This window comes from Shewanella avicenniae (assembly GCF_017354945.1).
Taxonomy (GTDB): Bacteria; Pseudomonadota; Gammaproteobacteria; order Enterobacterales; family Shewanellaceae; genus Shewanella; species Shewanella avicenniae.
In genome coordinates, this window is record NZ_CP071503.1 from 414,073 (window position 1) to 441,021 (window position 26,949).

At 49.3% G+C, this 26,949-nt stretch carries 15 protein-coding genes; 9 read left to right on the top strand and 6 right to left on the bottom strand.

Translation table 11 applies throughout. The features are described 5' to 3' along the window. The first annotated feature begins 4 nt into the window (after positions 1–4). The 3 genes from JYB87_RS01840 to JYB87_RS01850 all read left to right on the top strand — a co-directional run bounded on the left by JYB87_RS01840 (position 5) and on the right by JYB87_RS01850 (position 8,996). Positions 5–4,447 carry an EAL domain-containing protein gene (locus JYB87_RS01840; protein ID WP_207355224.1) on the top strand — a complete coding sequence of 1,481 codons (4,443 nt, stop codon included), beginning with the start codon at positions 5–7 and terminating at the stop codon, positions 4,445–4,447. A gap of 164 nt (positions 4,448–4,611) precedes the next feature. Beyond that, positions 4,612–6,834 carry a patatin-like phospholipase family protein gene (locus tag JYB87_RS01845; protein WP_207355225.1) on the top strand — a complete coding sequence of 741 codons (2,223 nt, stop codon included), beginning with the start codon at positions 4,612–4,614 and terminating at the stop codon, positions 6,832–6,834. Between the two features lie 104 nt (positions 6,835–6,938). Further along, positions 6,939–8,996: a M13 family metallopeptidase gene (locus JYB87_RS01850; RefSeq protein ID WP_207355226.1), complete on the top strand. Its 2,058-nt coding sequence runs from the start codon at positions 6,939–6,941 to the stop codon at positions 8,994–8,996. An 87-nt stretch (positions 8,997–9,083) separates the two neighbouring features. Here JYB87_RS01850 and hxpB read toward each other — a convergent pair whose 3' ends face one another. Further along, on the bottom strand, positions 9,084–9,764 hold the full coding sequence (hxpB, locus tag JYB87_RS01855) for a hexitol phosphatase HxpB (RefSeq protein ID WP_207355227.1): 681 nt from the start codon (positions 9,762–9,764) through the stop codon (positions 9,084–9,086). 355 nt (positions 9,765–10,119) lie between these two features. Between hxpB and acnB the strand changes: the two genes are divergently transcribed. Then, positions 10,120–12,717 carry a bifunctional aconitate hydratase 2/2-methylisocitrate dehydratase gene (acnB, locus tag JYB87_RS01860; protein WP_207355228.1) on the top strand — a complete coding sequence of 866 codons (2,598 nt, stop codon included), beginning with the start codon at positions 10,120–10,122 and terminating at the stop codon, positions 12,715–12,717. Between the two features lie 88 nt (positions 12,718–12,805). Here the strand turns inward: acnB and rsd are convergent, their stop codons facing one another. Next, the gene (gene rsd / locus JYB87_RS01865) at positions 12,806–13,297 is read right to left on the bottom strand and encodes a sigma D regulator (protein ID WP_207355229.1); all 492 of its coding nucleotides are present in this window, start codon (positions 13,295–13,297) and stop codon (positions 12,806–12,808) included. A gap of 495 nt (positions 13,298–13,792) precedes the next feature. Here rsd and hemE point away from each other — a divergent pair, with 495 nt between their 5' ends. Together hemE and JYB87_RS01875 are read left to right on the top strand one after the other, a co-directional pair. Continuing rightward, entirely contained in the window at positions 13,793–14,857 is a 1,065-nt protein-coding gene (gene hemE, locus JYB87_RS01870) for a uroporphyrinogen decarboxylase (RefSeq protein WP_207355230.1), read from the top strand. Between the two features lie 247 nt (positions 14,858–15,104). Then, the gene (locus tag JYB87_RS01875; RefSeq protein ID WP_207355231.1) at positions 15,105–17,690 is read left to right on the top strand and encodes a putative bifunctional diguanylate cyclase/phosphodiesterase; all 2,586 of its coding nucleotides are present in this window, start codon (positions 15,105–15,107) and stop codon (positions 17,688–17,690) included. Between the two features lie 143 nt (positions 17,691–17,833). Here JYB87_RS01875 and purD read toward each other — a convergent pair whose 3' ends face one another. Both purD and purH read right to left on the bottom strand, forming a co-directional pair. Beyond that, on the bottom strand, positions 17,834–19,135 hold the full coding sequence (gene purD, locus JYB87_RS01880) for a phosphoribosylamine--glycine ligase (RefSeq protein WP_207355232.1): 1,302 nt from the start codon (positions 19,133–19,135) through the stop codon (positions 17,834–17,836). 63 nt (positions 19,136–19,198) lie between these two features. Continuing rightward, positions 19,199–20,788 carry a bifunctional phosphoribosylaminoimidazolecarboxamide formyltransferase/IMP cyclohydrolase gene (purH, locus tag JYB87_RS01885; RefSeq protein WP_207355233.1) on the bottom strand — a complete coding sequence of 530 codons (1,590 nt, stop codon included), beginning with the start codon at positions 20,786–20,788 and terminating at the stop codon, positions 19,199–19,201. A 323-nt stretch (positions 20,789–21,111) separates the two neighbouring features. Between purH and zntR the strand changes: the two genes are divergently transcribed. Both zntR and JYB87_RS01895 read left to right on the top strand, forming a co-directional pair. Continuing rightward, positions 21,112–21,531 (top strand): Zn(2+)-responsive transcriptional regulator, encoded by a 420-nt coding sequence (zntR, locus tag JYB87_RS01890; protein ID WP_207355234.1) that lies wholly within the window; start codon positions 21,112–21,114, stop codon positions 21,529–21,531. A gap of 41 nt (positions 21,532–21,572) precedes the next feature. Further along, positions 21,573–22,970, top strand: a complete 1,398-nt coding sequence (locus tag JYB87_RS01895) for an SO_0444 family Cu/Zn efflux transporter (protein WP_207355235.1) — start codon at positions 21,573–21,575, stop codon at positions 22,968–22,970. 81 nt (positions 22,971–23,051) lie between these two features. On the opposite strand, the gene JYB87_RS18770 is transcribed toward JYB87_RS01895, so the two are convergent. Beyond that, a complete protein-coding gene (locus JYB87_RS18770) occupies positions 23,052–23,186 on the bottom strand; it encodes a hypothetical protein (RefSeq protein ID WP_267459559.1) in 135 nt (44 codons plus the stop codon). 606 nt (positions 23,187–23,792) lie between these two features. On the opposite strand from JYB87_RS18770, the gene JYB87_RS01900 reads away from it, so the two are divergent. After that, positions 23,793–24,248 (top strand): GNAT family N-acetyltransferase, encoded by a 456-nt coding sequence (locus tag JYB87_RS01900; RefSeq protein WP_207355236.1) that lies wholly within the window; start codon positions 23,793–23,795, stop codon positions 24,246–24,248. A gap of 46 nt (positions 24,249–24,294) precedes the next feature. On the opposite strand, the gene JYB87_RS01905 is transcribed toward JYB87_RS01900, so the two are convergent. Then, positions 24,295–26,856: a penicillin-binding protein 1A gene (locus JYB87_RS01905; RefSeq protein WP_207355237.1), complete on the bottom strand. Its 2,562-nt coding sequence runs from the start codon at positions 26,854–26,856 to the stop codon at positions 24,295–24,297. Positions 26,857–26,949: the final 93 nt, after the last annotated feature.

The following is a 26,949-nucleotide window of genomic DNA, read 5'->3' on the forward strand; positions in this document are numbered from 1 at the left end:
ACCGATGAAAAGAACGCTGCTGTTTTCTCTACTCTTAATGTTGCTCTGCAGCATCCTGCCTGCACGGGCAAAAGACGACTTTATTCAGCGTGTGTTTACTGCTCGTGAGGGGCTGGGCTCCTACAATATTGAGTGGATGACTCAAGATGCTGACGGTTTTGTGTGGTTGGCGACCCAAGATGGTTTGTACCGTGTCAGTAACAATGTTATTCGTCGTATCGACCGCCAAGATGGTCAATTGCTGCTCGATGATCAATTTTTCTTGTATATCAACGAAGTTGGCCGCCACAAGTTTTTAATTAGCGCCCAATATAGCGCCTATCTCTACGATGAGTTGCGTAATCAGTTTACGAAACTCGGTGCGCCGGGGTTGTTTCCACAGTTTACTGATGATTCCGTGTATTCCTCGGTGCAAGGGCCCAATGATACTTGGTTAGTGCTGTCGGATCGCGACAATGTTTGGCGCCTGAGCGATGATGCCAGCCAATTAACTCAGCTATTCAGCTTACCCACGGTAAACGATGTTCACTGGAACAAGCTGCTGCTGGTTGACGGCAAGCTATTAGCGAGCAATCGACAACAGATAAGCTTGTTTGATATGCAAGGGCAGCTGCTGCAAACCATTCCATTAGATATCGCTACGGGTGAGTCCTTTAAACTGTTTTTGGATAGCAAACAGCGGCTGTGGGCTGCTAATCGCAGTGGTTTCTATCAAGTCGATTTAGCACACGGTCAACTCAACAAAATTGAACAATTGCCCTATCACTGTCGCGATATGGTGGATGATGGTGATGGCAACTTGTGGATTGTTGCCAATTCTGGCTTAGTAAAATACTTCCCTGAAACGGGAGAGGTTCAAAACTATAAATCACAATTTAATCAAGCTACTGAGATTGAGTCAGTCGGTAAGCTGATGCTGGATAGCAATAAGCTATTGTGGATCACTGCTTCATCGCAGCCGTTGGCGATTGTCACCGATAGACCTGATTTTGTGTTAAACAAGATAGTGGTCAGAAATGACGACATCAATGCTGGATTGAGCGCGCCCTGGGCCTATCTGCATCAGCAAGATTACCTGTGGATTGGTAGCGATGGCGGATTAGTGCGCTACAACATGAAGACCGGCAATTCGGCCAAGGTCACTTTAACCTCGGTGTTGCCTAATGAGAGTGTCTACGTCATTCGTGAGTTTGATAGTCAACATCTACTGCTAGGAACCACCAATGGTTTGGTCATGGTGAATAGCAATACCTTGTCTGAAGTGTCTATGGATGAATGGCTTGCGCAGGATCAGCGTCTGCGTGGTCAATTAATTTTTGCTTTGAAGCAGCAAGATGATCGTTGGTTAACCGCATCATCCGCTGGATTTTACAGCTGGAAAGAAGGTGAGCATTCACTTACTCGTTACAATCCAGTTGCCGATGGTGGCAAGAGTATCGATACGCTTTATGGGTTTATGACGGACACTCACAATCGTTTGTGGGTGTTTGGTGAACACCATTTTGGCTACTTTGTCGGTAAGCAATATCAATCTCAGCGTGATCATTTGTCGCTGGCAGATAAATCGCCTGCCAAAGTCGGTTCGATGCTGCAACTTAGTGAGGATAAATACTGGCTAGGGTCGCGTGAAACTGGCTTACTCGAATACGATCTCAAGCAGCAGAAGAGCGTTAACCTGACCGATGTTTGGCAAGTTGATTGCCATGCCGTGTTTTTCCTCACCCAAAATGATGATTTTCGCCTTGTGGGCTGTGGCGATAAAATTATTCGCCAAAGCAAGCAAACGGGTGAGGTCATCGTGCTCGACAAAAGCGATGGTCTTATTGCCAAGGAGCTCAATGAAGGCGCGGCAATGTTAGCTCCTGAGCTTGGCCTGTTCGTAGGCACTCCCGAAGGCACGATGCTGCTGGATGTTGCCAAGATGCATAAGCGCGTACCCAAGCAAAGCACCATTCTTGAGTCCGTGGCGATTTATTATGATGATGCGGTACAGCGAGAGCTTTCACCCAAGGCTGAAATGGTGATTCGTCCTGGTGCCAAGCTGGTGAACTTCCAACTGACCAATTTTAACTATTTGCAGCAAGACAGTTTCAGTTTCAAGTACCGTCTGAATAAAGTTGGCAGTGTGGCTGAGAATAAGTACCTGCTGTTGGAAAACCAGACCCAAATTAACATTTCAGGTTTAGCCGCTGGTCATTACCAACTGGAAGTGTTGAGCAGAAATAATGGGCTGTGGGATACCCAACCCCTGCAGTTCCCATTTACCGTAAACCTCTACCTGTGGGAAACCACCTGGTTTAAGTTTGTGTTGTTGGCAGGATTACTACTGGGTTTAGTGTCCATCATTATTTACCGTAATAAGCAGATAAGCCGTTTCCAAGTAGTGAATTCGGCCCTGACTAATAGTGATGAACGCTTGCGCCAAGCATTGCGTGGCAGTGCTTCCGATTTATGGGAGTGGCATCGCGAAGACGATAGTCTCTATCTGCAAAACCATGGCAATGTGCTGTTAACGGAATTACCTGAGTTGGCCATGACTGTTGCTGAATTGCCATTGCATCCGGATGATAGGGAGCAAGTGCAAGAACAATGGTATCGCATGCTTAAGGGCGAATTACCACTATTTGATAGCGAATATCGCTATCGGACAGCATTGGGTGATTGGCGCTGGCTGAAAGTCCGTGGCCGTCCAGTGGCGTTTGATAAGGACTCCGGCGTCGTCACGAAGGTTGCGGGGATTTACAGCGATATTACCGAGACTCGTGTACTCGAAAACGAAGTCACCCTACTTGCTCGAGCCTTTGAAAATACCTCGGAAGGGGTGTTAATTCTCGATGCCAATGAATGCATTGAGGTGACCAATCAGGCCGCCGAGTCATTGCTGGAAATGAACAGTCAAGAGGTGATTGGCAGACCTATAAGCGATGTTATTAGCAGAGCAGACGGAACAAAAACCTGTTTGCTCGAACTATTGAACGGTGGCGATACATGGACCGGTGAGCGTGAAATTTATACTTATGCGCATCATTACCTACCGGTTTGGCTCAATGCCTCCACCATTCGCAACGATCGCCAACAGCTTCAATATATCGTGTTGGTATTTTCTGATATCAGTGAGCGCAAACAGTCGGAAGCGGAATTACGTCAGTTAGCCAATTTTGACGTACTGACCGGTTTGCCCAACCGCAGTTTGTTTAGTGATCGCCTTGAGCAAGCGATCATGCGTGCTGAAGATCAACAGCGTAAATTGGCGATCATGTTCCTCGATTTAGACCGCTTCAAGCAAGTGAACGACTACTACGGCCACAGCATGGGGGATGCCTTGCTGGTGGAAGCGTCCAACCGCTTGCAATCGGTACTCCACAAAGACGAAGTGTTATGCCGCTTTGGTGGCGATGAATTTGTGGTGTTGGTGCACACCGGTGATATCGACAAGATAAACCGTATTTGTGAAGCGATGCTGGAGAAAATCGCCAGTCCATTCAAGTTGTTTGGCCGCGAATTCTTTATCTCGACTAGTATCGGTATTAGCGTGTGGCCGGATGATACCCGTCAGCCAGAAATTTTGATTAAAAATGCTGACCAAGCCATGTACCACGCCAAAGATGAAGGCCGTGGTAACTTCCAATATTACTCGCGTGAGCGCAATGCTGAGGCGTTATACCATCTGCGTTTAGAAGGCGACCTGCGCAAAGCGATCGAGCAAAACGAGTTTGAGTTGCACTACCAAGGGCAGTTTGATCTGCTGCAAGACGATCGTATGACCGGTGTTGAAGCTCTGTTGCGTTGGCAACATCCGAAAGATGGCTTTGTCAGGCCGGATATTTTTATTAAGGTGGCAGAGAGTTGTGGTCTGATTATTGATATCGACCGTTGGGTATTGCGCCAAGCCTGTATCGATGGCGCGCAGTGGAGTGCTAAAGCGGAAGGTGACTTCCGCATGTCGGTGAACATCAGCGCAGTACATTTCCGTCAGCATGACTTTATCGAAACCGTGTCGCAGATTTTGCAAGAAACTGGCATGCCCGCCGATCATCTCACCTTAGAGATCACCGAAGGAGTATTGATGAAAGAGCTGCATGTGGCGCGCGAGCACCTGCAGCAATTGCGTGATATGGGTGTTGAAGTGGCGATTGATGACTTTGGTACTGGCTATTCGTCACTGGCTTATTTGCGCCATTTTGAGGTGAATACCTTGAAGATTGACCGCTCATTCCTGATCGATATTGCCATCAACAGCGCCGACCAAGCGATTGTGAGTTCGATCATTGAGATTGCGCGTAACTTGAAGCTGAAAGTGGTGGCCGAAGGCGTCGAAAGCCGCGAGCAATTAGAACAAGTGTTCAGCCGGGGTTGTTATGTGATTCAAGGCTACTACTTCTGTAAACCTATGCCGAAAGCGGTGTTAATTGACTGGTTGGCAAAACGCGCCCAATCCGTTAATTAACCGCGAGCGCGACTATGGACGGCCGCGTTTCGTTAACACTTTCACCGCACAATATCTTCGCCCTTGCTAACTGCATCGAATGTTTGCCGCAGACCAATTTGTTGAATTTTTATGGCGCGATTCTGCTACTATAGTCGCCATTCGTCCCCTGCTAACCACCCAGCATGTCTCGATTCTCTGCTGTTCTACTTAATACCTTTTTACTTTGTGCCTTGGGGCTGCTATGCCAGCCATTATTCGCTGCTGAACGGCCAAAAATCGGCTTAGTGTTAAGTGGCGGTGGTGCAAAAGGGGCGGCGCATGTTGGGGTGATTAAAGTACTCGAACAGCACCATATTCCGGTGGACTATGTCGCCGGTACCAGTATTGGCGCTTATGTTGGCGGGCTGTATGCGCTGGGCTATAGCGCTGCTGAAATCGAACAGTTGATGATGGGGCAGAATTGGGACAGTGGTTATTCCGACACCATCCCGCGTGAAGTATTAGCTTACCGCGAAAAACAACAACGCGACCGCTTTAACATCCCGATCAACATGGGCTTACGCGACGGCGAAGTGCAAACGCCACAAGGTATTCTGCTGGGGCAAACCATGTCGCGCTTATATCGCACCACCGCAGGGATGATCCCCACATTTGATAGTTTTAACCAGCTGTCAATTCCTTATCGAGCTGTGGCGACTGATCTTGAAACCAGCCGTGCGGTGGTGTTAGCCAAAGGCAGCTTGATTGAGGCGATGCAAGCCTCTGCAACAGTGCCTGGTGCGCTTCAACCGGCGCTGATTGACGGTAAGTTGCTGGTGGATGGTGGTATCGCCAACAACATGCCGGTGGATGTGGCTAAGGCGATGGGGGCAGATATCGTTATCGCCGTTGATATCGGCTCAAGTTTAGTCAACAAGCAGCAGCTCAATGGCGCGCTGGCGATCCTGAATCAGCTCTCGACTATGTTGACTAACGTCAGTACCGAGCGCCAAAAAGCCCTTCTCACAGAGGACGATATTCTGATCCGTCCGGCAGTGGATACTCTCAGCACCACAGATTTTTCGATCATGCCGATAGCGCTGAAAGCCGGGGAAGCTGCGGCTAATTTGCAATTGGCACAGTTAACCGCGTTGGCATTGCCTGAGGAACAATTTATAGCGTATCAACAGCATAAACGTCAGATCTCTATGGGCTGGCGCGATGCTTCCAAGCAGCCATTAATTGCGGTCAAATTTAGCAATGACTCCACCATCAATACCCGTTTGTTGACCAAAGTGTTGGATATCCATCCTGGCGATGTGGTGGACAAACAGCAATTGGATAACGCCATCGGCCGTCTGTATTCGCTCAACAAATTTGAACGAGTGACCGCCGAGTTTGAAGATACTGCCGACGGGCGAGTGCTGAACGTGGACGCCAAAGCCAAATCATGGGGGCCAAATTACCTGCAGTTTGGCTTTAACTGGGAAGACGATCTGTCTCTCGACTCCTCACTGACGATCGACTTCGCGCTCAATATGACCGACATCACAGCCAACGGTGGTGAATGGCGTAACGAAGTGCGGATGGGTTTTGAAAAGATGATCTCGAGTGAGTTTTATCAACCACTGGATGCCGATCAGCATATTTATAGCCGCGCTCAATACCGTTACCTCGTGAATAACTGGGAGTTTTTTGAAGGTAACTCGCTCTATTACCAACTTGAACGTGAAGCCCACGGCTTGGAGTTGGGGGTTGGTTTTAACTTCGCGTCGGTCGGCATAGTGGAGTTTGGAATTCACGGTGAAACGGGGCGGATCAGCAATCGAGCGCTGATCAATAATATTGATTTTACTAGCTATGGCAGCTACTTGCGCTTGGGCTATGACACCCTCAACAGCATCAGCTTTCCGACATCGGGTAATCGATTCCGAATCAATCTGTTCCTGCGCCATGAAGATTATTCCGGCATGCCAGATCCTGGGCAAACCTTTCAAATCGAAGCCGATTGGAAAGGGGTGGTCAGCGTCAATAGTCATTCCTTCGTGGGTAAAGCCGCTTACGCTTCGATCGATAATGACAGTGACTTCAGTGCCTACGTGACAGATCTGGGCGGCTTTTTGAATCTCTCGGGTTACCACAAAAACTCGTTGGCGGGGGCGAAAAAGGTCTTTGGTGCCTTTATTTATCAATATGATTTGGGACGCGATGTTCTGGGGATGCAAGATTATCCGCTCTACTTAGGCGCCAGTATTGAGGCCGGTAATGTGTGGAGCAATGCGGATAAAATCGAAATGAATGACCTGATCTATGGCGGCAGTATTTACCTCGGCACCAATACTGCATTTGGCCCCGCGGCCTTAGGCATCGGGCTTACCGATGATGGTGAACAAGCGATGTATTTGTTTATTGGCAAGAATTTTTAGTGGTAAACAATCTTACAAATATTGGCTTCAGGCGCGCTTGCGCTAGTGTTAAGGTGTGGCAGAAAACCGTGGTTACACCTTCAACATGAGATAATGGAACCAACATGAAAAAGCTTAGCACCCTCGCTGTCGGCATTGCCCTCAGCCTCGGACTGGTTGCTTGTAGCAGTCAGCAACAAGTGCCTCAAACTCAAGTCACCGTGAACAAAATTTCTGGCATCGAAACCGAAAACTTTGATCCAGCAGTACGCTTCCAAGATGATCTGTACTACAGCGTGAACGGTAAATGGTTGGCTAACACGCCTATTCCTGCTGATAAATCTAACTACGGTGCATTCTCTGTACTGTATGAAAAAAGCCAAGATTCTTTGAAAGAGATCATCGAAGCGGCTGCAGCCAAGCCGAACAAGGCGGTTGGTTCAACTGAGCAAAAAATCGGTGATTTTTATACCTCTTACATGGATACCGCCAAGGTCGAGCAACTGGGCGTTACCCCATTAAAAGCGCAGCTCGTGCAAATTGCCGCGCTGTCAAATCACAGCCAAGTGGCAGGTTTGATGGGGCAACTGCTGACCAGCGGTTCATCAATTCCAATGGGCTTTTACGTCAACAACGATGCCAAGAACTCATCGCAATACGGTGTGTATTTGTATCAAGCCGGTTTGACCCTGCCAGATCGTGATTACTATCTGAAAGACGACGAAAAGATGGCGGCCAATCGCTTAGCGATGCGCAAGTATGTACAGGCGTTGATGAAAGCTGCTGGCTATCCACATGCCGATGAAGCGGCAGCGAACGTGGCAAACATTGAACTGTTTATTGCGAACAGCCAATGGAGCCGCGTTGAATCCCGTGACGCTAACAAAGCCTACAACAAAATGACCATGGCTGAAGTGCAAAAGCTGTCAGGCGGTTTCGATTTTAACGCCTTTGCCGCAGGTGCTGGCTTAGCGGGCAAGACCAACGACATCATCGTACGTCAGCCATCTTACTTTGAAAAACTGGGCGCGCAGTTCAATCAATTCTCTGTATCTGCTTGGAAAGACTATCTGGCATTCCATTTGATGGATAGCTATGCCGAGTTGCTCAGCGAAAAATTCGCTAATCTGCATTTTGATTTCCACAGCAAAACCCTGATGGGCATTCAAGAGCAAAAACCACGCTGGAAGCAAGCCGTTGATGGCGCTGATGCGGTAATTGGTGAGCTGGTGGGTAAAGAGTACGTGGCACGTAACTTTAAGCCTGAAGCGAAGCAACGCATGGAGCAGATGATCAAAAACCTGATTAAAGGGTTTGAAGTCAGCATCAATGAGTTGGAGTGGATGACCCCTGACACCAAAAAAGCGGCGCAGGAAAAACTGTCTAAGTTCACTTACAAAATTGGTTATCCAGACAAGTGGAAAGACTACAGCAAACTGAGCATTAAAGCTGACGATTTGGTGGGTAACTACCAACGTTACGCGGCGTTTGAATATGACGATATGCTGGGCAAGATTGGCCAACCGGTTGATCGCACTGAGTGGCATATGACCCCACAAACAGTGAATGCTTACTACAGCCCTGTGGGTAATGAAATCGTATTCCCAGCGGCAATCCTACAACCGCCATTCTTTAATATGGATGCGGATGATGCCGTGAACTACGGTGGTATCGGCGCGGTGATCGGCCATGAAATCAGCCACGGTTTTGATGACCAAGGCGCGAAGTATGACGGTGACGGTAACCTGCGTAACTGGTGGACTGACAAAGACCGCGAAGAGTTTGAAAAACGTGGTAAAGCCTTGTCGGCACAATACAGCGCGTTTGAGCCATTGGAAGGCAAACACGTGAATGGCGACCTGACCTTAGGAGAAAACATCGGTGACTTGGGTGGTTTGACTGTGGCACTGCGCTCATATCATCTGAGCCTCAACGGTCTACCATCACCTGTGTTGGATGGTTTGACTGGCGACCAACGCTTCTTCGTCGGTTGGTCACAAGTGTGGCGTCGTAACTATCGGGATGAAGAGCTGGTGCGTCGTCTGCTGACCGATCCGCACTCACCAAGCCATTATCGTGCGATGGGTACCCCTCGTAACATCGAAGGCTTCTATAAAGCCTTTGATCTCAAGCCGACTGATAAGCAGTACTTGCCAGAAGATCAACGGGTGAAGATTTGGTAATCGCTGTGTAAGCAGGCGTTATCAAACTCAAGGCCACCGATTGCGGTGGCCTTGTTATTTTTGCGGGATTGACTTTGAGGTCAGCCGTTATTGTTTAGCTGATAGTTGGTAGTGCGCCAACACTTGCGCCATTGCGGTTAACGATTGCGCTTGATGGTGCGCAGCAGCCCAACGTGCTTCGGCTTGATGTTCAGGGGCCGGGATCACCAAAGTTTGCATACTGGCGGCGCGCGCGGCAATCAAGCCATTAAAAGAATCTTCTACCGCCAGACATTGGTTGGGATGAATGCCTAATTGTTTGGCGCATTGCAGGTAAACCTCAGGATGCGGTTTGCCAAAGGGGAGTTTCTCCGCCGATTGAGTAACATCAAACAGTGGCCGAATCGCGAGTTTGTTCAGCACTGCATCCATAATGAGTTGCGAAGATGAGGTCGCTAACCCCACAGCAAGCCCAGCAGCGCGGCACGCCGTTAACGCTGTGACCACCCCCGCCATTGCTACGCCATCTTGTTCGATGTAATCCACCACGCGTTGCACAATAAATTGCGCCATCGCTTGGCGGTCAAAATTCAAATCTGGAAAGCGCTGATACCAAAAATTGACTAATTCATCGATACGCAGGCCGGTGGTTTGGTTCATATCGGCGAAGGTGACGGGCAAACCAAAGCGAGTAAGGACTTCAAATTCGGCCTGTTGCCAGACAGGTTCTGAGTCGATTAACACACCGTCCATGTCAAAAATAACGGCGCGAATTAAAGGTGACTGCATGTGGCGAGATCCTGATGCTACTAACGTCTAAATAGTGGCTGATTATTTCATCTCCCTAAAGCAAAGCCAAACAAAATTCAAGGCTATACATCACGCTAATTATCTGTAATGTAAGAAGATGTATAATTTTCCAACTATCGTCTAATATCTTTAACGAGTTGAAGTACTTAGTGTAATCGCGTCTGAAGATCCACCGCCGGACACCCTTCATCCATGTGTGATCTGATTCATACTTTTACAAAGTTGTTGTATAATTCAGCCCGGAAAATACGGGTCTCCCCCGTAAGGGCTGCCCCAGGAACGACAGAAGGGTGGTCGTCAGAGCGCTAAGCGCCAAACAAAGAGGAATGTTGCCGTGCTAGAAGCATATCGTAAACACGTCGAGGAGCGTGCTGCAGAGGGCGTCGTCCCTAAGCCGCTAGATGCCCAACAAGTCGCCGCACTGGTCGAGTTAGTTAAAAACCCGCCAGCTGGTGAAGAACAATTCATTCTGGATCTGCTAGAAAACCGCATTCCACCAGGCGTGGATGAAGCCGCATACGTTAAGGCGGGTTTTTTGGATGCGATTGCTACTGGCACTGTAAGTTCGCCAATCTTATCTGCTGAACACGCCATTGAGCTGCTTGGCACCATGCAAGGTGGCTACAACATTGAGCCGCTGGTCAAAGCGTTGGACAACGATGCACTGGCTCCGCTGGCTGTTAAAGCACTGTCGCACACTCTGCTGATGTTTGACGCATTCCACGACGTGGTGGAAAAGATGGAAGCGGGTAACCCATTCGCGAAAACCATCGTTGAATCTTGGGCGAACGCCGAGTGGTTCCTGAGCCGTCCAAAACTGGCCGATAAGGTTTCTCTGACCGTATTTAAAGTCACCGGTGAAACCAACACCGATGACTTGTCTCCAGCACCAGATGCATGGTCTCGTCCTGACATTCCATTGCACGCGCTGGCGATGTTGAAAAACGCCCGTGATGGTATTGAACCTGATCAGCCAGGCGTTGTTGGCCCAATCAAAACCATCGATAGCCTGAAAGAAAAAGGCTTCCCACTGGTTTACGTGGGTGACGTTGTCGGTACGGGTTCTTCACGTAAATCAGCGACTAACTCAGTATTGTGGTTCATGGGTGATGATATCCCATTCGTACCAAACAAACGTGCTGGTGGATTCTGTCTCGGCGGCAAAATTGCGCCAATCTTCTTCAACACCATGGAAGACGCGGGTGCTTTGCCAATCGAATTGGATGTCAGCCAAATGGAGATGGGCGATGTTATCGACGTTTACCCATACCAAGGCAAAGTGACGCGCCACGACAGCGATGAAGTGGTGTCTGAGTTTGAGCTGAAAACCAAAGTGCTGCTTGATGAAGTGCGCGCAGGTGGTCGTATTCCATTGATCATCGGTCGCGGCCTCACTGATAAAGCGCGTGAAGTGTTGGGCTTGCCAGCATCTGACGTGTTCGTCCGTCCAGGTGCGGTTGCAGAGTCAGACAAAGGTTACACTCTGGCGCAGAAAATGGTGGGTAAGGCCTGTGGCGTTAAAGGCGTTCGTCCAAACCAATACTGCGAACCTAAAATGACCTCAGTTGGTTCACAAGATACCACCGGCCCTATGACCCGTGATGAGCTAAAAGACTTGGCTTGTTTGGGCTTCAGCGCTGACTTGGTGATGCAGTCATTCTGTCACACTGCCGCCTATCCAAAACCAGTAGACGTGAACACTCACCACACCCTGCCTGATTTCATCATGAACCGTGGTGGTGTATCACTGCGTCCAGGCGATGGTGTTATCCACTCATGGCTGAACCGTATGCTGCTGCCAGATACCGTAGGTACTGGTGGTGACTCACATACCCGTTTCCCAATCGGTATTTCATTCCCAGCTGGTTCTGGTCTGGTGGCATTTGCGGCTGCGACCGGTGTGATGCCACTGGATATGCCTGAATCTGTTTTGGTGCGTTTTAGCGGCAAGATGCAACCTGGGATCACCCTGCGTGACTTGGTTCATGCGATTCCGCATAAAGCGATTGAAATGGGTCTGCTGACCGTTGAGAAGAAAGGTAAGAAAAACATCTTCTCAGGCCGCATCCTTGAAATCGAAGGTCTGCAACACCTGAAAGTTGAGCAAGCGTTTGAATTGTCAGATGCATCTGCTGAACGTAGTGCTGCCGGCTGTACCATCAAGTTGGATAAAGAGCCAATCATCGAATACTTGAACTCCAACATCGTTATGTTGAAGTGGATGATCGCTGAAGGTTACGGTGACCGTCGTACATTGGAACGTCGTATCAAGGGCATGGAAGACTGGTTGGCGAACCCAGAGTTGATGGAAGCGGATGCTGATGCGGAATACGCAGCGGTTATCGAGATCAATCTGGATGAGATCAAAGAGCCAATCCTGTGTGCGCCAAACGACCCTGATGACGCGGTACTGTTGTCAGCCGTGGCTAACACCAAGATTGATGAAGTGTTCGTCGGTTCTTGTATGACCAACATCGGTCACTTCCGTGCTACCGGTAAAGTGTTGGATAAGTTTGCGACGACGTTGCCAACGCGTTTGTGGATTGCGCCACCAACCAAGATGGACCGCGATCAGCTGACCGAAGAAGGCTACTACAGCATTTTTGGTAAAGCAGGTGCACGTATCGAAATCCCAGGTTGTTCTCTGTGTATGGGTAACCAAGCCCGTGTGGCAGAAGGCGCAACTGTGGTATCGACCTCTACTCGTAACTTCCCGAACCGTTTAGGTACAGGTGCCAATGTTTACTTGGCTTCTGCTGAACTCGCTGCCGTTGCGGCGTTGTTGGGACGTCTACCGAGCGTAGAAGAGTATCAAGAGTATGCGAAAGAGATTGATGCGACTGCCGCTGATACCTATCGCTACCTGAACTTTGACCAGTTGCCAGCTTACACTGACAAAGCAGAGAAAGTGATCTTTCAAACTGCGGTGTAATTGAGGTAACCATTGAAAAGGCCAGCATTTTTGCTGGCCTTTTAGTTTGTCGTCGCGGCGTCTTTTAGTTTGTTATCGCTAGCGCTAATCAATCGTTAGCAACTGCTTGTTGTGGTTCGTTGCGTTGAATGCGGAAGGTATACAGCACTTGCAGTAAACGGTCTTCTAACCCTAAACGGGTTTCGAGCACGTCGACCAGCTCAGCCAAATCTTGATCGAGCGAGAGCAACATATCGTCATTGTCAGCAACGGAATATTTATCGATAAAGTCGAGCAGTTTATCGGTGGTCTCAATCACTTCAGGTAGCAAGCGGTCGGTGACTTGTTCACCTTCAGGAAAGGAGTGCATGATCTGGTTAATCACTCGAAAATGCCCTTCAGACACATAATCCACCAAGTGATCACAGAACTGATGCACCTGTTGTAGTCCCGGCAGGCTATTTTCAGGGCTGTCACTACGGGATAGCCCCGCCAGCTTAAAGTATTGCACCAACAGTTCGCGCCGCGCTTGCAGCCAGCGATCGATTAAACGACTGGTGCCACCCCATTTTTCTTCGGCTTGAGCGAGTTTTTTCAGCATGATGAGACTCCTTACCGCCATTGTTAATTAAATTTAGGCGACTTCAGCTTAGCTTGGCAACTTTATTCGCTCATTCGAGCGACTAAAGTCTATGAGAGATAGGTGATGAAGCCGGACGTTGAGTGGTCAGCGATTACTGAAAATCAGCCAATAAAAAGCCCAGCGGCAGAGTCTACAGCTGGGCGAGGAAAATTTTAACGGGCTCGATGTGACGAGCTTCTTGATTGTTCTTGCTAGCGCAGAATTTTTATACCAAAGGGAGGGAACTGGTGCAACTGTTTTTGGTCATATAACGGTTAGGCTTTAGCGACAAATCCCGCTTTTATCTCAGTCCGTGATCCGTGGCTGATAATCTAAAATTTGTCTGAAATTTCACCAGTTGCGAATATTCACTGTTGATGGTCACAGAAATACGCGATCACAGGTTACATTATCGAAGCAAATGCTAAACTAGCGCCCCAGAAAACAGCACAAACAACCTTTAGGGACAGCCAAATGGCAGAATTGAAGAATGATCGTTATTTACGTGCACTGTTGAAACAGCCAGTGGACGTAACGCCTGTGTGGATGATGCGCCAAGCTGGCCGTTATCTGCCTGAATACAAAGCAACTCGTGCGCAAGCGGGTGATTTTATGTCACTGTGCCGCAACGCTGATCTGGCTTGCGAAGTGACTTTACAACCTCTGCGTCGTTACGAGCTAGATGCTGCGATTTTGTTCTCTGACATTTTGACTGTGCCAGATGCAATGGGCTTAGGTTTGTTCTTTGAAGCTGGCGAAGGCCCACGCTTTGAACGTAAAGCGAATACCATCGACACTATCAAAGCGCTGCCAATTCCTGATCCAGAAGATGAGCTGGGTTACGTGATGAAAGCCGTGAGCACTATCCGTCGTGAACTGAAAGGTGAAGTACCGTTGATTGGCTTCTCTGGTTCACCTTGGACCTTGGCGACCTACATGGTGGAAGGCGGTTCAAGCAAAGCGTTTGAACAGATCAAACGTATGATGTACTCCGAGCCTGCTGCACTGCATATGCTGCTGGATAAACTGGCTGACTCAGTGACCCTGTACCTGAACGCGCAGATTGCCAACGGTGCACAAGCGGTCATGATTTTCGACTCATGGGGCGGTGCGCTGTCGCACGCGGCTTACCGTGAATTCTCTCTGCGTTACATGCAGAAAATCATCAGTGGTTTGACCCGCGAAAACGAAGGTCGCCGTGTACCTGTCACTCTGTTCACCAAAGGTGGTGGTTTGTGGCTGGAAGCAATGGCAGAAACTGGTGCTGATGCACTGGGACTGGACTGGACAATTGATATCGCCGATGCCCGTCGTCGCGTGGGTGATAAGGTTGCCCTGCAAGGCAACATGGATCCATCAGCCCTATATGCTCCGATTCCGCGCATTGAAGAAGAAGTGGCGAACATTCTTGCTGGTTATGGTGAAGGTTCTGGCCATGTATTCAACTTGGGCCACGGTATTCACCAACACGTTGATCCTGAACATGCGGGCGCATTCGTTAAAGCGGTGCATGAACAGTCTCGCAAGTATCACAAGTAACCGTTACGGTTGCTGATGTTGAAAAGCCTCCGCTCGGGGGCTTTTTTGATCCCATTTTTGACGTGTCGAGGACGTCAAAAGACAAACTGATGCGGTAAATCAAAGTTCGCCTAATAGATTTTGGCATGCTGCGTCACAAGCAGATTCAAATAGGGTTGTAGGGAAGAATCCTAGGGCAAGTGTCGCCCGTCTTATCAGTGAAGACCTCAGGTAACCGTGTACTGATGAAGTTGGTGGGCAGAACCGTATGTTGTTAAGCGATAAAATCCGCACCTTTATTTTGGCCTTTTGTGTGCCAGCGTTATTTGTGGTGATTTACTGCGTTCACCAATGGTTTGAATACCATATCAGTGAGCATATGCAGCATATGCGACAGCAAGAAAATCAGCGCATTCTCAAGCATTTTGACGATGATGCGCATCAGCTGTTTATGCTGGCACAACTCTATTCAGCAGAACTCAATAACCCCGTCTCACAACAGCAGTGGCAAAGCTTGTTATCTGAGCGAGATGTCGCTGTTTATCGTCTGCACGCCGAGCAACTGCAAGCGCTCGGCCAACAGGATACCGACCCGCAAATAGCGAAGGCGTTAGCCGCACTACATTCACTGGGCAAATTTGGTTGGGGCGCCATGCTTGCCACCGATCAGCCGTTAGCGGTGGGTTATCTGCGCCTTGCTGAAGATGATTTTTTGATTGCCATACGACGGCTTACCAGCAGCTACTTTACCGCGCTTGGACAGGGTGAGCTGAAGCAGCAGTTGCGCTTGGTAACGTCTGCCGATATTGCTGTGCCCGAGTTTGATTATGTGGCAGTGCGGACTGTGGCTGAGTTGCCGTTGTTGCTGCAAATCGCCCATCAGCCTGACCTATTTATGTTGCTGTCTTGGCATACCACGGTGATATTGCTGCTGATGCTCGTGGGTGGGCTATTTATTGTCTATCTGGGGTATGTGTGGTTAAAGCGGTCACTGCTTGCACCTTTTGCAAAGTTGACTGAGCAGATTGAGGCTTTAGACCCCAGTCAGTCGCAGTTAGCGACCATCGATACTCAAGGCAATCGCAAATTTAGTGCGTTAACTGACAGTATCAATAATCTGGTCAATGGTCTCGCGCGCGACCGTGCTCGTGCCAAAATCACCTTAGAAGCCATTGCCGAGGCGGTGATTGTGATGGATCGTGATGCCTTAGTGACTTATATGAATCCACAAGCTGAACAGCTGTTGCAGGTGCGTTCAGCGTCATTGTCTAGCCGTTCCATCGGCGCCTTGCTGGAGATGGACAACAGTCTCGATGCAGAGTTACAGCAGTTTATGGCATCAGGCTCGGCGCAAATTGAACATCGAAAAATCCGCTTTAACTTACCTAAACCTTTGCTGTTGGACCGCGCGCTCACCAACTTGCGTTGTGAGGTTGGCAATGTGATTGGCGCGGTGATGGTGCTGCGCGATGTGACCGCCGAGGAGCAACTGAAACAGGTGTTGCATCGTCGAGCAAATATCGATGCGTGTACCGGGTTGCTGAACCGCCACGCCTTTGAGCGTAAGTTGGCAGGGCACATTGCACATGCTCAGACCGTGGCCTTGTGTTATCTCGACCTTGAGCAATTTAAGCTGATTAATGACAACTGTGGCCATCTGACCGGCGACCATATGCTGACGCTGGTGGCGAAAGTGCTACTGCAATTTGCTGGACGCGAAGCGCTGCTCGGGCGGTTAGGAGGCGATGAATTTGGCTTAGTGATCCGCGACCAAGCAGCTGTCGAGGTCGCACGAACGCTGAAGGCGCTGACCGAACAGGTGCATCTGCAAGTGGTGCAATATGAAGGGGTTAACTATCGCGTCGGTGTCAGTATCGGCGTCGCCTTTTGTCATGGCACTAGACCCAACCCACTCGAACTACTAAAAGATGCCGATATCGCCTGTATTGCCGCTAAGCGTAAAGGTAGTAGCCAAATTCACTTCTATGATAGCCGCGACCAACAGCTGAATTATGAGCGCAACGCGCCTAAGTGGGCGCACCGCATTACTCGTGCGATTGAGTCGCAGGGATTGCTGCTATATTTCCAACCGATTCGCTCGTTGAGCGGCAAAGCAAAGCGGCAGCGGCTGGAAATTCTGCTTAGGCTTCAAGGCGAAGCGTCGCGAATTTTACCGCCCGCACAATTTATTGCAGCGGCGGAGCGATTCAAGTTGATGCCGGATGTCGACAAAGAAGTGATTCGGCAAGCCTTTGCGTGGTTGTCGCAGCAGCGCGCTATCCTCGACACAATTTGTGTTTCCATCAACCTCTCAGCCAACAGCTTGGGGGCTGAGGGGATGTTGGATTACATCGCTGAGCAATTGCAGTCTTTTGACCTGCCCAGCAGTTGCATCTGTTTTGAAATCACCGAAACCAGTGCCATGCAAAACCGCACTCGCGCGTTGCAGATGTTACAGCAGCTGCGCAAGCTAGGTTTTACTTTAGCATTGGATGATTTTGGGAGTGGCTTTGCGTCCTATGGCTATTTACGTGAAATGCCAATCGACTATGTGAAAATTGACGGTTGTTTTGTACGGCAGATTGCCACAAATGCGCGAGATTTTGCGATTGTTAAATCGATCCACGATGTCTGCCAAACCATGGGGATTGAAACGGTTGCTGAGTTTGTTGAAAGCCGTGAAATTATCGATAAGCTCAACGACATTGGCGTTAATTACGCACAAGGTTATGTGATCGGGCGGCCAAAACCATTAGCGGATTATCAACACAGTATGCGTTTAGTCGGACAGCGCAATTTGGCCGAGCACAGCAATGTGCGGCCATTGCATGTTGAGCAGGCTGTTAGTGCTTAGTACGTAGTGATCAGTGATTAATCATTAGCAAACTGTGCCTAGCCGTTATGGTTTTGAACCGAGCTTAACACCGGAAATCCGTTACAAAAAAATCGGCGCCTACTGGCGCCGATTCAATGTCGATAGCACAAATAACACCATGGCTATTTCGCTTGTTGCTCGCGGGCAATGGCACGGTAGCCGATATCGGTACGGAAGTAGACATCGTCCCAATGGATTTCATCCACCAGTGCATAAGCGGTTTTTTGTGCTTCGGTCACTGTGTTACCCAGTGCCGTGGCACACAGTACGCGGCCGCCTGCAGTCACTACGTGTTCGCCGTCAAGTTTAGTGCCGGCGTGGAACACTTTAGCGTTGTTATCACCGAGTGACAGGCCTTCAATCACATCGCCTTGGCGATATTCATCAGGATAACCACCCGCAGCCAATACCACACCAACAGCAGCGCGGTCATCGTATTCCGCGGTTACTTGATCCAACTCGCCTTTGCAGCCCGCCAAACACAGTGCCACCAAGTCAGATTTCAAACGCATCATGATAGGTTGGGTTTCTGGGTCGCCAAAGCGGCAGTTGTATTCCAGTACTTTTGCAGTGCCATCTGGTGCAATCATCAAGCCGGCATAGAGAAAACCAGTATACACGTTGCCTTCAGCAGCCATACCATCCACGGTTGGACGGATCACGTTAGCCACCACCCAATCGTGGATCTCTTGGGTGACCACTGGTGCAGGTGAGTAAGCACCCATACCGCCAGTGTTAGGGCCATTGTCAGCGTTATCGCGTGCTTTATGGTCTTGGCTGGTGGCCATTGGCAGAATGTTTTTGCCATCGACCATCACGATGAAGCTAGCTTCTTCGCCTTTAAGGAACTCTTCGATAACGACACGCGAACCGGCTTCGCCAAACTTGTTACCCGCCAGCATGTCGTCGATTGCGGCATCTGCTTCGGCTTGGTTTTGCGCGATGATCACGCCCTTACCGGCTGCTAAGCCGTCAGCTTTGATCACTACCGGAAAACCTGTTTCTGCCGCCAACTCTGCCGCGTAGGCCTTGGCTGGGGCGATTTCAGTCAGGTTTTTATAAGCAGCGGTTGGAATATTGTGACGTGCTAAAAAGTCTTTGGTAAAGGCTTTAGAGCCTTCTAATTGCGCAGCTGCTTGGGTTGGGCCAAAGATGTTCATATTGGCCGCGCGGAACGCATCGACTACGCCGATCACCAGTGGCGCTTCTGGGCCAACAATGGTCAGTTCCACTTGTTTTTCTTGGGCAAACGCTAACAGTGCCGCGACGTCAGTTGCGCTAATGTCGATGTTTTGCAATTTAGGCTCGTGGGCGGTACCCGCATTACCTGGAGCAACAAATACCACTTCCACATCGTTGTTTTGCGCCGCTTTCCACGACAATGCGTGTTCACGACCACCACCACCAATAACGAGAACTTTCATAATTTATTTCCCTTTCGAAATACGTAAGGCGCTGCCGCAGCAACGCCTTAGTCGCACTGACTGTTAGTGACGGAAATGACGCATGCCAGTGAACACCATTGCCATGCCTGCTTCGTCAGCAGCGGCAATCACTTCGTCGTCGCGGATTGAACCACCTGGTTGAATGATACAGCTGATACCAGCGGCAGCAGCAGCGTCGATACCATCGCGGAATGGGAAGAAGGCATCGGATGCCATCACTGAGCCCTCAACCACTAAACCTTCGTCAGCAGCTTTGATACCGGCGATTTTGGCGCTGTAAACGCGGCTCATTTGGCCAGCGCCGACGCCGATGGTCATGCCGTCTTTGGCATAAACAATCGCGTTAGACTTAACAAATTTAGCCACTTTCCAGCAGAACAGCAGATCTTTCAGCTCTGCAGCAGTCGGTTGACGCTTGGTGACCACTTTCAGGTCAGCTTCGGTGATCACCGCTTGGTCGCGGTCTTGTACCAACATGCCGCCGTTCACGCGTTTGTAATCAAAGCTGGTAGTTTTCGCAGCCCATTGGCCACATTCCAGCAAACGTACGTTGGCTTTCTTGGCGACTACTTCGCGTGCTTCAGCGCTGACCACTGGCGCGATAATCACTTCAACGAATTGGCGCTCAACGATAGCTGCGGCAGTTTTGCCGTCCAGCTCGCGGTTGAAGGCGATGATGCCGCCAAAGGCTGAGGTTGGGTCAGTTTTAAAGGCGCGTTCGTACGCGGCGAAGATGTCGCTATCAACGGCTACACCACATGGGTTAGCGTGTTTCACGATAACGCAGGCCGGTTCAGCAAATTCTTTCACGCATTCCAGCGCCGCATCTGTATCAGCAATGTTGTTGTAAGACAGCGCTTTACCTTGCAGTTGGATGGCAGTTGCGACTGAGGCTTCATCAGCGTTCAGGTCAACATAGAAAGCCGCGTCTTGGTGGCTGTTTTCGCCATAACGCAGGTCTTGTTTTTTCACCAACTGGGTGTTGTAAGTGCGTGGGAATTTAGAATCTTTGTTGCACTCAGCATCGCTGTGCGCTGGCACCATAGTGCCGAAGTAATTCGCGATCATGCCATCGTACGCGGCAGTGTGCTCGTATGCGGCAATCGCTAAATCAAAACGGGTGTTGTAGGTGGTTGAACCTTGGTTGGCCGCCATTTCTGCCAACACTTTATCGTAGTCAGCTGCGTTAACCACAATGGTCACGTCTTTATGGTTTTTCGCTGCCGCGCGCACCATGGTAGGGCCGCCGATATCGATGTTCTCGATAGCGTCTTCCAGGGTGCAATCAGGGTTAGCGACAGTCGCCGCAAAAGGGTACAAGTTCACTGCAACGAGGTCGATCGGGCCGATGTTGTTATCTGCCATGACCTGCTCATCAATACCACGGCGAGCCAAGATGCCGCCATGTACTTTTGGGTGCAGTGTTTTTACACGGCCGTCCATGATTTCTGGGTGACCGGTGTAGTCAGATACTTCGATAACCGGGATGCCGTTGTCTGCCAACAGGCGTGCAGTACCACCGGTAGAGAGCAATTCAACGCCTTGCGCATGCAGGGCTTGGGCAAATTCCACGATTCCGGTTTTATCAGATACGCTCAGCAGGGCGCGACGAATAGGTCTGGCAGTAGTCATTTTGGGTACAGTTTTCCAGTTTTGAGTTCAAGGATCTTTCGGAAAGCATATTTTAATCATGTGGTTATGATTATTTTATCAGTCTGCTTTACGAAAATCCCTCGAAAGATGGTAATCCCGATGCCAATATCGGGGGCGTATTCTACCGCAAAAGCGTGACGCTCAGTGTTTTTTATACGCGATTACACAATATCAAATCGTGAACAAAGCCATTTATTGAGCCGTGCTAGTGATGTTCAAAAGTTGCTTGTTTAGCTGTCGCTGGACTTGACCTTGGAGTAGACTCTAAGCTTTATACTCGCCTAACAAATCGGAGACTCAGCATGTATCGCATCGGTGAATTGGCACAGCGCCATGGCGTGAACAACGATACGCTGCGTTTCTACGAAAAGCACGGGTTGTTGCAGCCATCAGCGCGGCAAGAAAATGGTTATCGTGCTTACAGTGACGCTGATGATCGACGCTTAGCCTTCATCTTACGTGCCAAGTCAGTGGGCTTTTCATTGAGTGAAATTGCTGAGTTGTTGTCGATTGAAGTGGATAAAGCCAATCGCGTTTGCAGCGATGTTAAAGAGTTGGTCGATGACAAATTGGTCAAAGTCAGTCAAAAGATTATTGAGTTAGAGCGATTTAGACAATCGCTGCAGATATTGTCTGACGGATGTTGTGGTGGGCCGCATAGCGCTGAGCATTGCACCATTTTACAGGCGTTGGAGTCCTTTGAGGAAAATGACCCGCGCTAGTTTTACGGGACAACCGCAGTTTACAAGGTAGGACGGTTATCATGGTGATGAATCATTTTTTAGCATTGTTTATGGAGTCAGCGCCGTGGCTGTTGCTAGGGCTCATTCTGGCTGGCTTACTCAAGGTGTTCGTTCCCATGAGTTGGATGCAAAAGCATCTGGGTGGGCATGGCTTTAAAGCGACGTTCAAGGCGGCACTTTTTGGTGCGCCACTGCCACTGTGCTCTTGTGGGGTGATTCCCGCCGCAGTCGGCCTGCGTCGCAGCGGTGCATCGAAAGCATCGACCACCTCTTTTTTAGTCTCTACTCCAGAAACTGGGGTGGATTCCGTCACTGTATCTTACGTATTGCTAGGGCCGTTTATGGCGATAGTTCGCCCCATTGCTGCAGTGACCAGTGCTATTGTCGCCGGGTTATTGGTGGGGCGCGATGACAAAGCGGATGATGCGCTGAGCGCTTCGGATAGTACGGTATCGCCTAGTAACGATAGCCAAGCAAGCAGCTGTTGCAGCAGCAAAGAGAGCCGCCCGCACGTTGTATCGTCTTGTTGTAGTCAGGACAGCGAACAGGGGACGTCTGCGGCAATGAGTTATAAGCCGATGAAGGCCGCGTCGTTGATTCAGCCTGCAGCAGGCCAAATGGCGCCGTTGTTACAAGCCTCTTCAGCAACTGCCACTGCAACCCCAAAAACCAGCGAAAGCTGCTGCGGTGAAACCACAAAATCGGCAAAGAGCAATTGCTGTGAGAGTAAAGCGACAACCAGCAGTTGCTGCAGTTCAGCTGTCACTGAAGTGAAGAGTTGCTGCAGTACCGAGTCGAGTTCTGCAAGCAGTTGCTGCGGCGATACGCCGACGGCCAAGGATGCGTCAGTGGCGCAAAAATTACTGCAAGGATTCAAGTTTGCCGCAACGGATCTGATTGCCGACACCACCATTTGGTTGTTGGTCGGTTTGTTCTTTGCGGCGTTGGTGCAGACCTATGTGCCAGCGGACTTTTTAGCTAAGTGGGGCGATGGTGTTCTGGCGATGCTAGTGATGGTGTTGGTGTCGATCCCCATGTATATCTGTGCCACGGCATCTACGCCGATTGCTGCGGGTTTGCTGTTGGCGGGAGTCTCCCCAGGTGCTGTGTTGGTGTTTATGCTGGCGGGGCCTGCGACCAATATCGCGACGCTTGGCGTTGTGGCAAAAGAGATGGGCCGCCGCGCGCTTTTTGGTTATCTTGGCGGGGTGCTCAGCGTTGCGTTAGTGTTTGGTGTTGTGGTGAATTATCTGGTGGCTAATTTTGGTTTTGAAGTAACACCGCAATTAGGTGCTGAACATCGTGTCTTGCCGGATGCCGTGGTGAACTACTCAGCAATTGTTTTAGCGATCTTGATGGCTAAGGTGTTGTATGACAAGTTACCCCGCAAATCAGTAAGACGTGATTGCTGCTCATAATTCCCTGTAACTGTCATAATAAAAGGCGCTCATTGAGCGCCTTTCGTATGAAACAGACTTGAGAAACCGATAATTTTCAATTTATTTGCCTGCTTTAAGATTCTCCACCGGTGCGGTTTTCGCTTGTTTTTTGGCAGCCTTCAGCGCGCGTTTTTCTTTGGCTGAGTGTTGTGGCTGTTTTTTGGCTTCTTTGCTGTTCTTGTGCTCTTTACTCATGATGTGATTCCATCTTCATTTAGTGAGATCGGAGGACAGATTTGGCTGAACTGAATGCTGTCCGGCGATATCAAGTTCACTCACAGCTGGTGGTGGGATGTCGCCATCAAACCAGTTGTATCAGGCACCTTGCCCGATGAATTTATTTTACGCTTAGCGCAGTCATTCGGCGCGTGCGCTACATATAATAATTTACCATAAGCTGCCGTTTTTGATGCAAATTAGCGCTAACAACTGAAACTTGGTTATTGTTACGTCAGCGGGACAATTTGTTAGTTTCTGAATGGCTAATAAAGCTGGTGCAACAGTTGTATAATCTGCATCACTTTCGAATGCATTGCGTTGTGGTATCGGCCTTTCCCATCTAAGTATCGATGACCGCATCGCTGTTTTACATCTCAAGCACTTAATAACCTGTTCCGGTGGTGGCAAATTGATTGTCACGTTATTGCCGATGCGAGACGTCTGGCTGTGCTTCCCGGCGCTTTAACCCTTGCCATTAGCTCGCATCGGCGCCGGAAACTTATTCCGTTAGTGGTTGTAGTAGTGTTTTAGCGGATTTGTTACCCTTTCAGTTATTCAACATATCAATTCAGAAGAGACATTATGCAGTGGCAAAGTCTGCGTTTTGAAGAGTTGTCGACTCAGACCCTTTATGAGTTGTTACGCTTGCGGGTGGATATTTTTGTAGTTGAGCAACAATGTCCTTACCCTGAGTTAGATGGCAAGGATTACCACCCTGAAGTACGGCACCTGTTGGGCTACGATGATGCTGGCGCGTTGGTGGCTTATGCGCGGCAACTGCCACCGGGGCTTTCTTATCCCGATGCCAGTATTGGACGCGTGTTGGTTAATCCTGAGTTTCGCAAACAGCGTGCAGGTAAAGCGTTGATGCTGGAAGCAATTGCACGTTGCCAGCAATATTGGCCGCAACAGAATATTCAAATTGGTGCGCAGCTTTACTTAGCAGATTTCTATCAATCGCTAGGCTTTACGCCCGTATCAAACAGCTATCTTGAAGATGGCATTCCACATATTGATATGCTTCGTTTGCATGACTAAGTCAACAAAGCACGCTAAATCGCGTGCTTTGTGTCATTGGAAATGACTAGTGGAATAATTCGCTGGTTGCCTTAGAGTCGATGAAGATGTTGCTATCTTCATTGCTGTCTTGGGCATATTCCTTCGGCTCAGTGCCTTGAATAAAGTACTCAAACTCACTGGTGTAATCCGTTTTACGCGAGAGCTTGCCTGACTCTAAATCGATGCGCACTGAGACGATGCCTTCCGGTGGCTGAATGATCACCTCTGGCGTACCTTGCAGGGCATAATACATAAATTGGTTCCATGCGGGACCTGCAGTTTTTGCACCCGACTCGCCGCCATTGATTTGATCTTTCGGCGCATTTGGATTCCACGCGGTACGACCTAATTCACGGCTATGGTCGTCGAAACCCACCCATGAGGTGGTGACCAAGGTAGGATTAAAACCACTGAACCAGGTATCGCGCGATTCGTTGGTTGTCCCTGTTTTACCTGCTATATCGTGGCGCTTAATCAAACGTGATGCACGCCATGCAGTACCATTCCAACCTGTGCCATGATTCCAATCACCACCGCCCCAAATAACACTTTTCAGAGCATCAGTGATCAAAAACGCCACTTGCTTTGACACAACTCGTTTGGCGCGATGGGCATTCGGATGGGCGCAGTTGTATTCGCCATCCCCCAATGTGGTAGGTGCCACGGTTGGCTCGTTGTTGACTAATGCCGAGGTGCTGTCCGCAGTAATCTGGCTATTATCTGGCGTAAACATAACTGATTGTTCGTCATCGTCGCAGGCCAACGCGGGTTGAGCGCGTTCAATGGTTTTGCCGTAACCATCATCGATGTGATCGATGAAATATGGCTCAACCAGAAAACCGCCATTCGCAAAACTGGTAAAGGCAGTTACAACTTGCAGTGGCGTGACAGAAGGTGAACCGAGCGCCAATGATTCGTTGCGGCTCAAATCTTCTGGGTTAAAGCCAAATTCAGTCAGTTTATTGATGACATTGTCTAAGCCAACTTCACGCAGTGCGCGCACAGCCATCACGTTCACCGATTGCGCCAAACCTACCTTTAAACGTGTTGGACCACCATAAACGTCTGGCGAGTTTTTCGGACGCCATGCGGTACCCTGACGCAGATCGGGTTTGTTGATCGGCGCGTTGTTGATAAGGGTTGCGAGGGTGTAGCCTTTTTCAAGCGCAGCAGTGTAGATAAATGGCTTGATGTTTGAGCCTAACTGCCGCTTCGCTTGAGTGACGCGGTTGTACTGGCTCATGCTAAAGCTAAAACCGCCCACCAAGGTTTGTATCGCCCCATCTTCGGGTGCAAGCGATACCATGGCACTAGAAACTTCTGGTATTTGTGAGAGTTGCCAACGTTCACTGTTTTTACGCACCCAGACAATTTCACCCACCTTTAACACATCGCCAGCGGTTTTGGGCGCTGGGCCTTGGCGTCGGTCACTGAAAAATTTACGTGCCCAATTAATGCCCGCCCATTCAAGCGCAATCTGCTGACCGCTTGCTAACATCACGGTGGCTGCTTGCTCGGTAACTGCCATGACTGCTGCGGGTTGAATATCTTCAATAGTCGCTGTTTTTGCTAACTCGGCGAGGATCTGATCATTTGCTGGAGCACGATCCGTCCATAAGGTTGCCAGCGGACCGCGGTAGCCATGACGTTCGTCATAAGCGAAAACATTGTCTCGTACTGCTTGTTGCGCAAATTTTTGCAGGCGTGAATCAATGGTAGTGTAAACGTTGTAGCCGCCAGTATAGGCTTCCTCTTCACCGTACTTTTGCACCATGTAGTCGCGTACCATTTCGGATACGTATGGTGAGTAAAGGTCGATTTCGGCACCGTGGTAAGAGGCTGATAAAGGTTCTGCACTCGCGGTTTGGAATTCACCATCGGTAATGTAGCCCACATCATGCATCCGCATTAACACGACGTTGCGGCGGCTAAAGGCGCGTTTAGGTGAAGATATGGGATTCATAGTCGACGGTGCTTTTGGTAGTCCTGCAATCATCGCCATTTCTGATAAGGTTAACTCGCTAACATCCTTACCATAATAGACCTGAGCCGCAGCCCCCACGCCGTATGCGCGTTGACCCAAATAGATACGGTTGACATATAACTCAAGAATTTCATCTTTGCTTAGCAGCTGCTCAATGTGCAGCGCGATAAAGATCTCTTTGACTTTACGAATAAATTTCTTGTCGCGGGTCAAAAAGAAGTTACGCGCCACCTGCATCGTGATCGTACTGGCACCTTGGCGTTTTTGGCCTGTGGTGAACATCACGAGTGCTGCACGCAATACCCCAACGGGATCGACGCCTTTATGTTCATAAAAGCGCGAATCTTCTGTGGCGATAAAAGCCTGCAGCAAAGGTTTGGGGATTTGGGACAGTTCTAACGGAATGCGCCGCTTCTCGCCAAATTGCGAAATAAGCTTACCGTCCTTTGAATATATTTTGAGCGGAGTCTGCAATTGCACGTTTTTTAATGTGGCAACGTCCGGCAAATCCGGCAAAACGTAAAAATAAGTTGCAGTAACTGTGATGATTCCCAGTAGAAATAGACTGAAAAATGTTATCAGAATACGTTTTAACCACTTCACACTATAAATTTCCGCTTTTTGCTGTGACGGATTAGTATATAAGGCGACGTTGTTTGGGTGAAGTAAAAACCGATTTAAAAACACGCAAAATAA

Coding starts and splice junctions, on each gene's coding strand:
- JYB87_RS01850 (WP_207355226.1), top strand. CDS start 6,939: ATGAAAAAGCTTAGCACCCTCGCTGTCGGCATTGCCCTCAGCCTCGGA.
- purH (WP_207355233.1), bottom strand. CDS start 20,788: ATGACTACTGCCAGACCTATTCGTCGCGCCCTGCTGAGCGTATCTGAT.
- JYB87_RS01845 (WP_207355225.1), top strand. CDS start 4,612: ATGTCTCGATTCTCTGCTGTTCTACTTAATACCTTTTTACTTTGTGCC.
- JYB87_RS01875 (WP_207355231.1), top strand. CDS start 15,105: ATGTTGTTAAGCGATAAAATCCGCACCTTTATTTTGGCCTTTTGTGTG.
- purD (WP_207355232.1), bottom strand. CDS start 19,135: ATGAAAGTTCTCGTTATTGGTGGTGGTGGTCGTGAACACGCATTGTCG.
- JYB87_RS18770 (WP_267459559.1), bottom strand. CDS start 23,186: ATGAGTAAAGAGCACAAGAACAGCAAAGAAGCCAAAAAACAGCCACAA.
- rsd (WP_207355229.1), bottom strand. CDS start 13,297: ATGCTGAAAAAACTCGCTCAAGCCGAAGAAAAATGGGGTGGCACCAGT.
- JYB87_RS01900 (WP_207355236.1), top strand. CDS start 23,793: ATGCAGTGGCAAAGTCTGCGTTTTGAAGAGTTGTCGACTCAGACCCTT.
- hemE (WP_207355230.1), top strand. CDS start 13,793: ATGGCAGAATTGAAGAATGATCGTTATTTACGTGCACTGTTGAAACAG.
- hxpB (WP_207355227.1), bottom strand. CDS start 9,764: ATGCAGTCACCTTTAATTCGCGCCGTTATTTTTGACATGGACGGTGTG.
- JYB87_RS01895 (WP_207355235.1), top strand. CDS start 21,573: ATGGTGATGAATCATTTTTTAGCATTGTTTATGGAGTCAGCGCCGTGG.
- JYB87_RS01840 (WP_207355224.1), top strand. CDS start 5: ATGAAAAGAACGCTGCTGTTTTCTCTACTCTTAATGTTGCTCTGCAGC.
- zntR (WP_207355234.1), top strand. CDS start 21,112: ATGTATCGCATCGGTGAATTGGCACAGCGCCATGGCGTGAACAACGAT.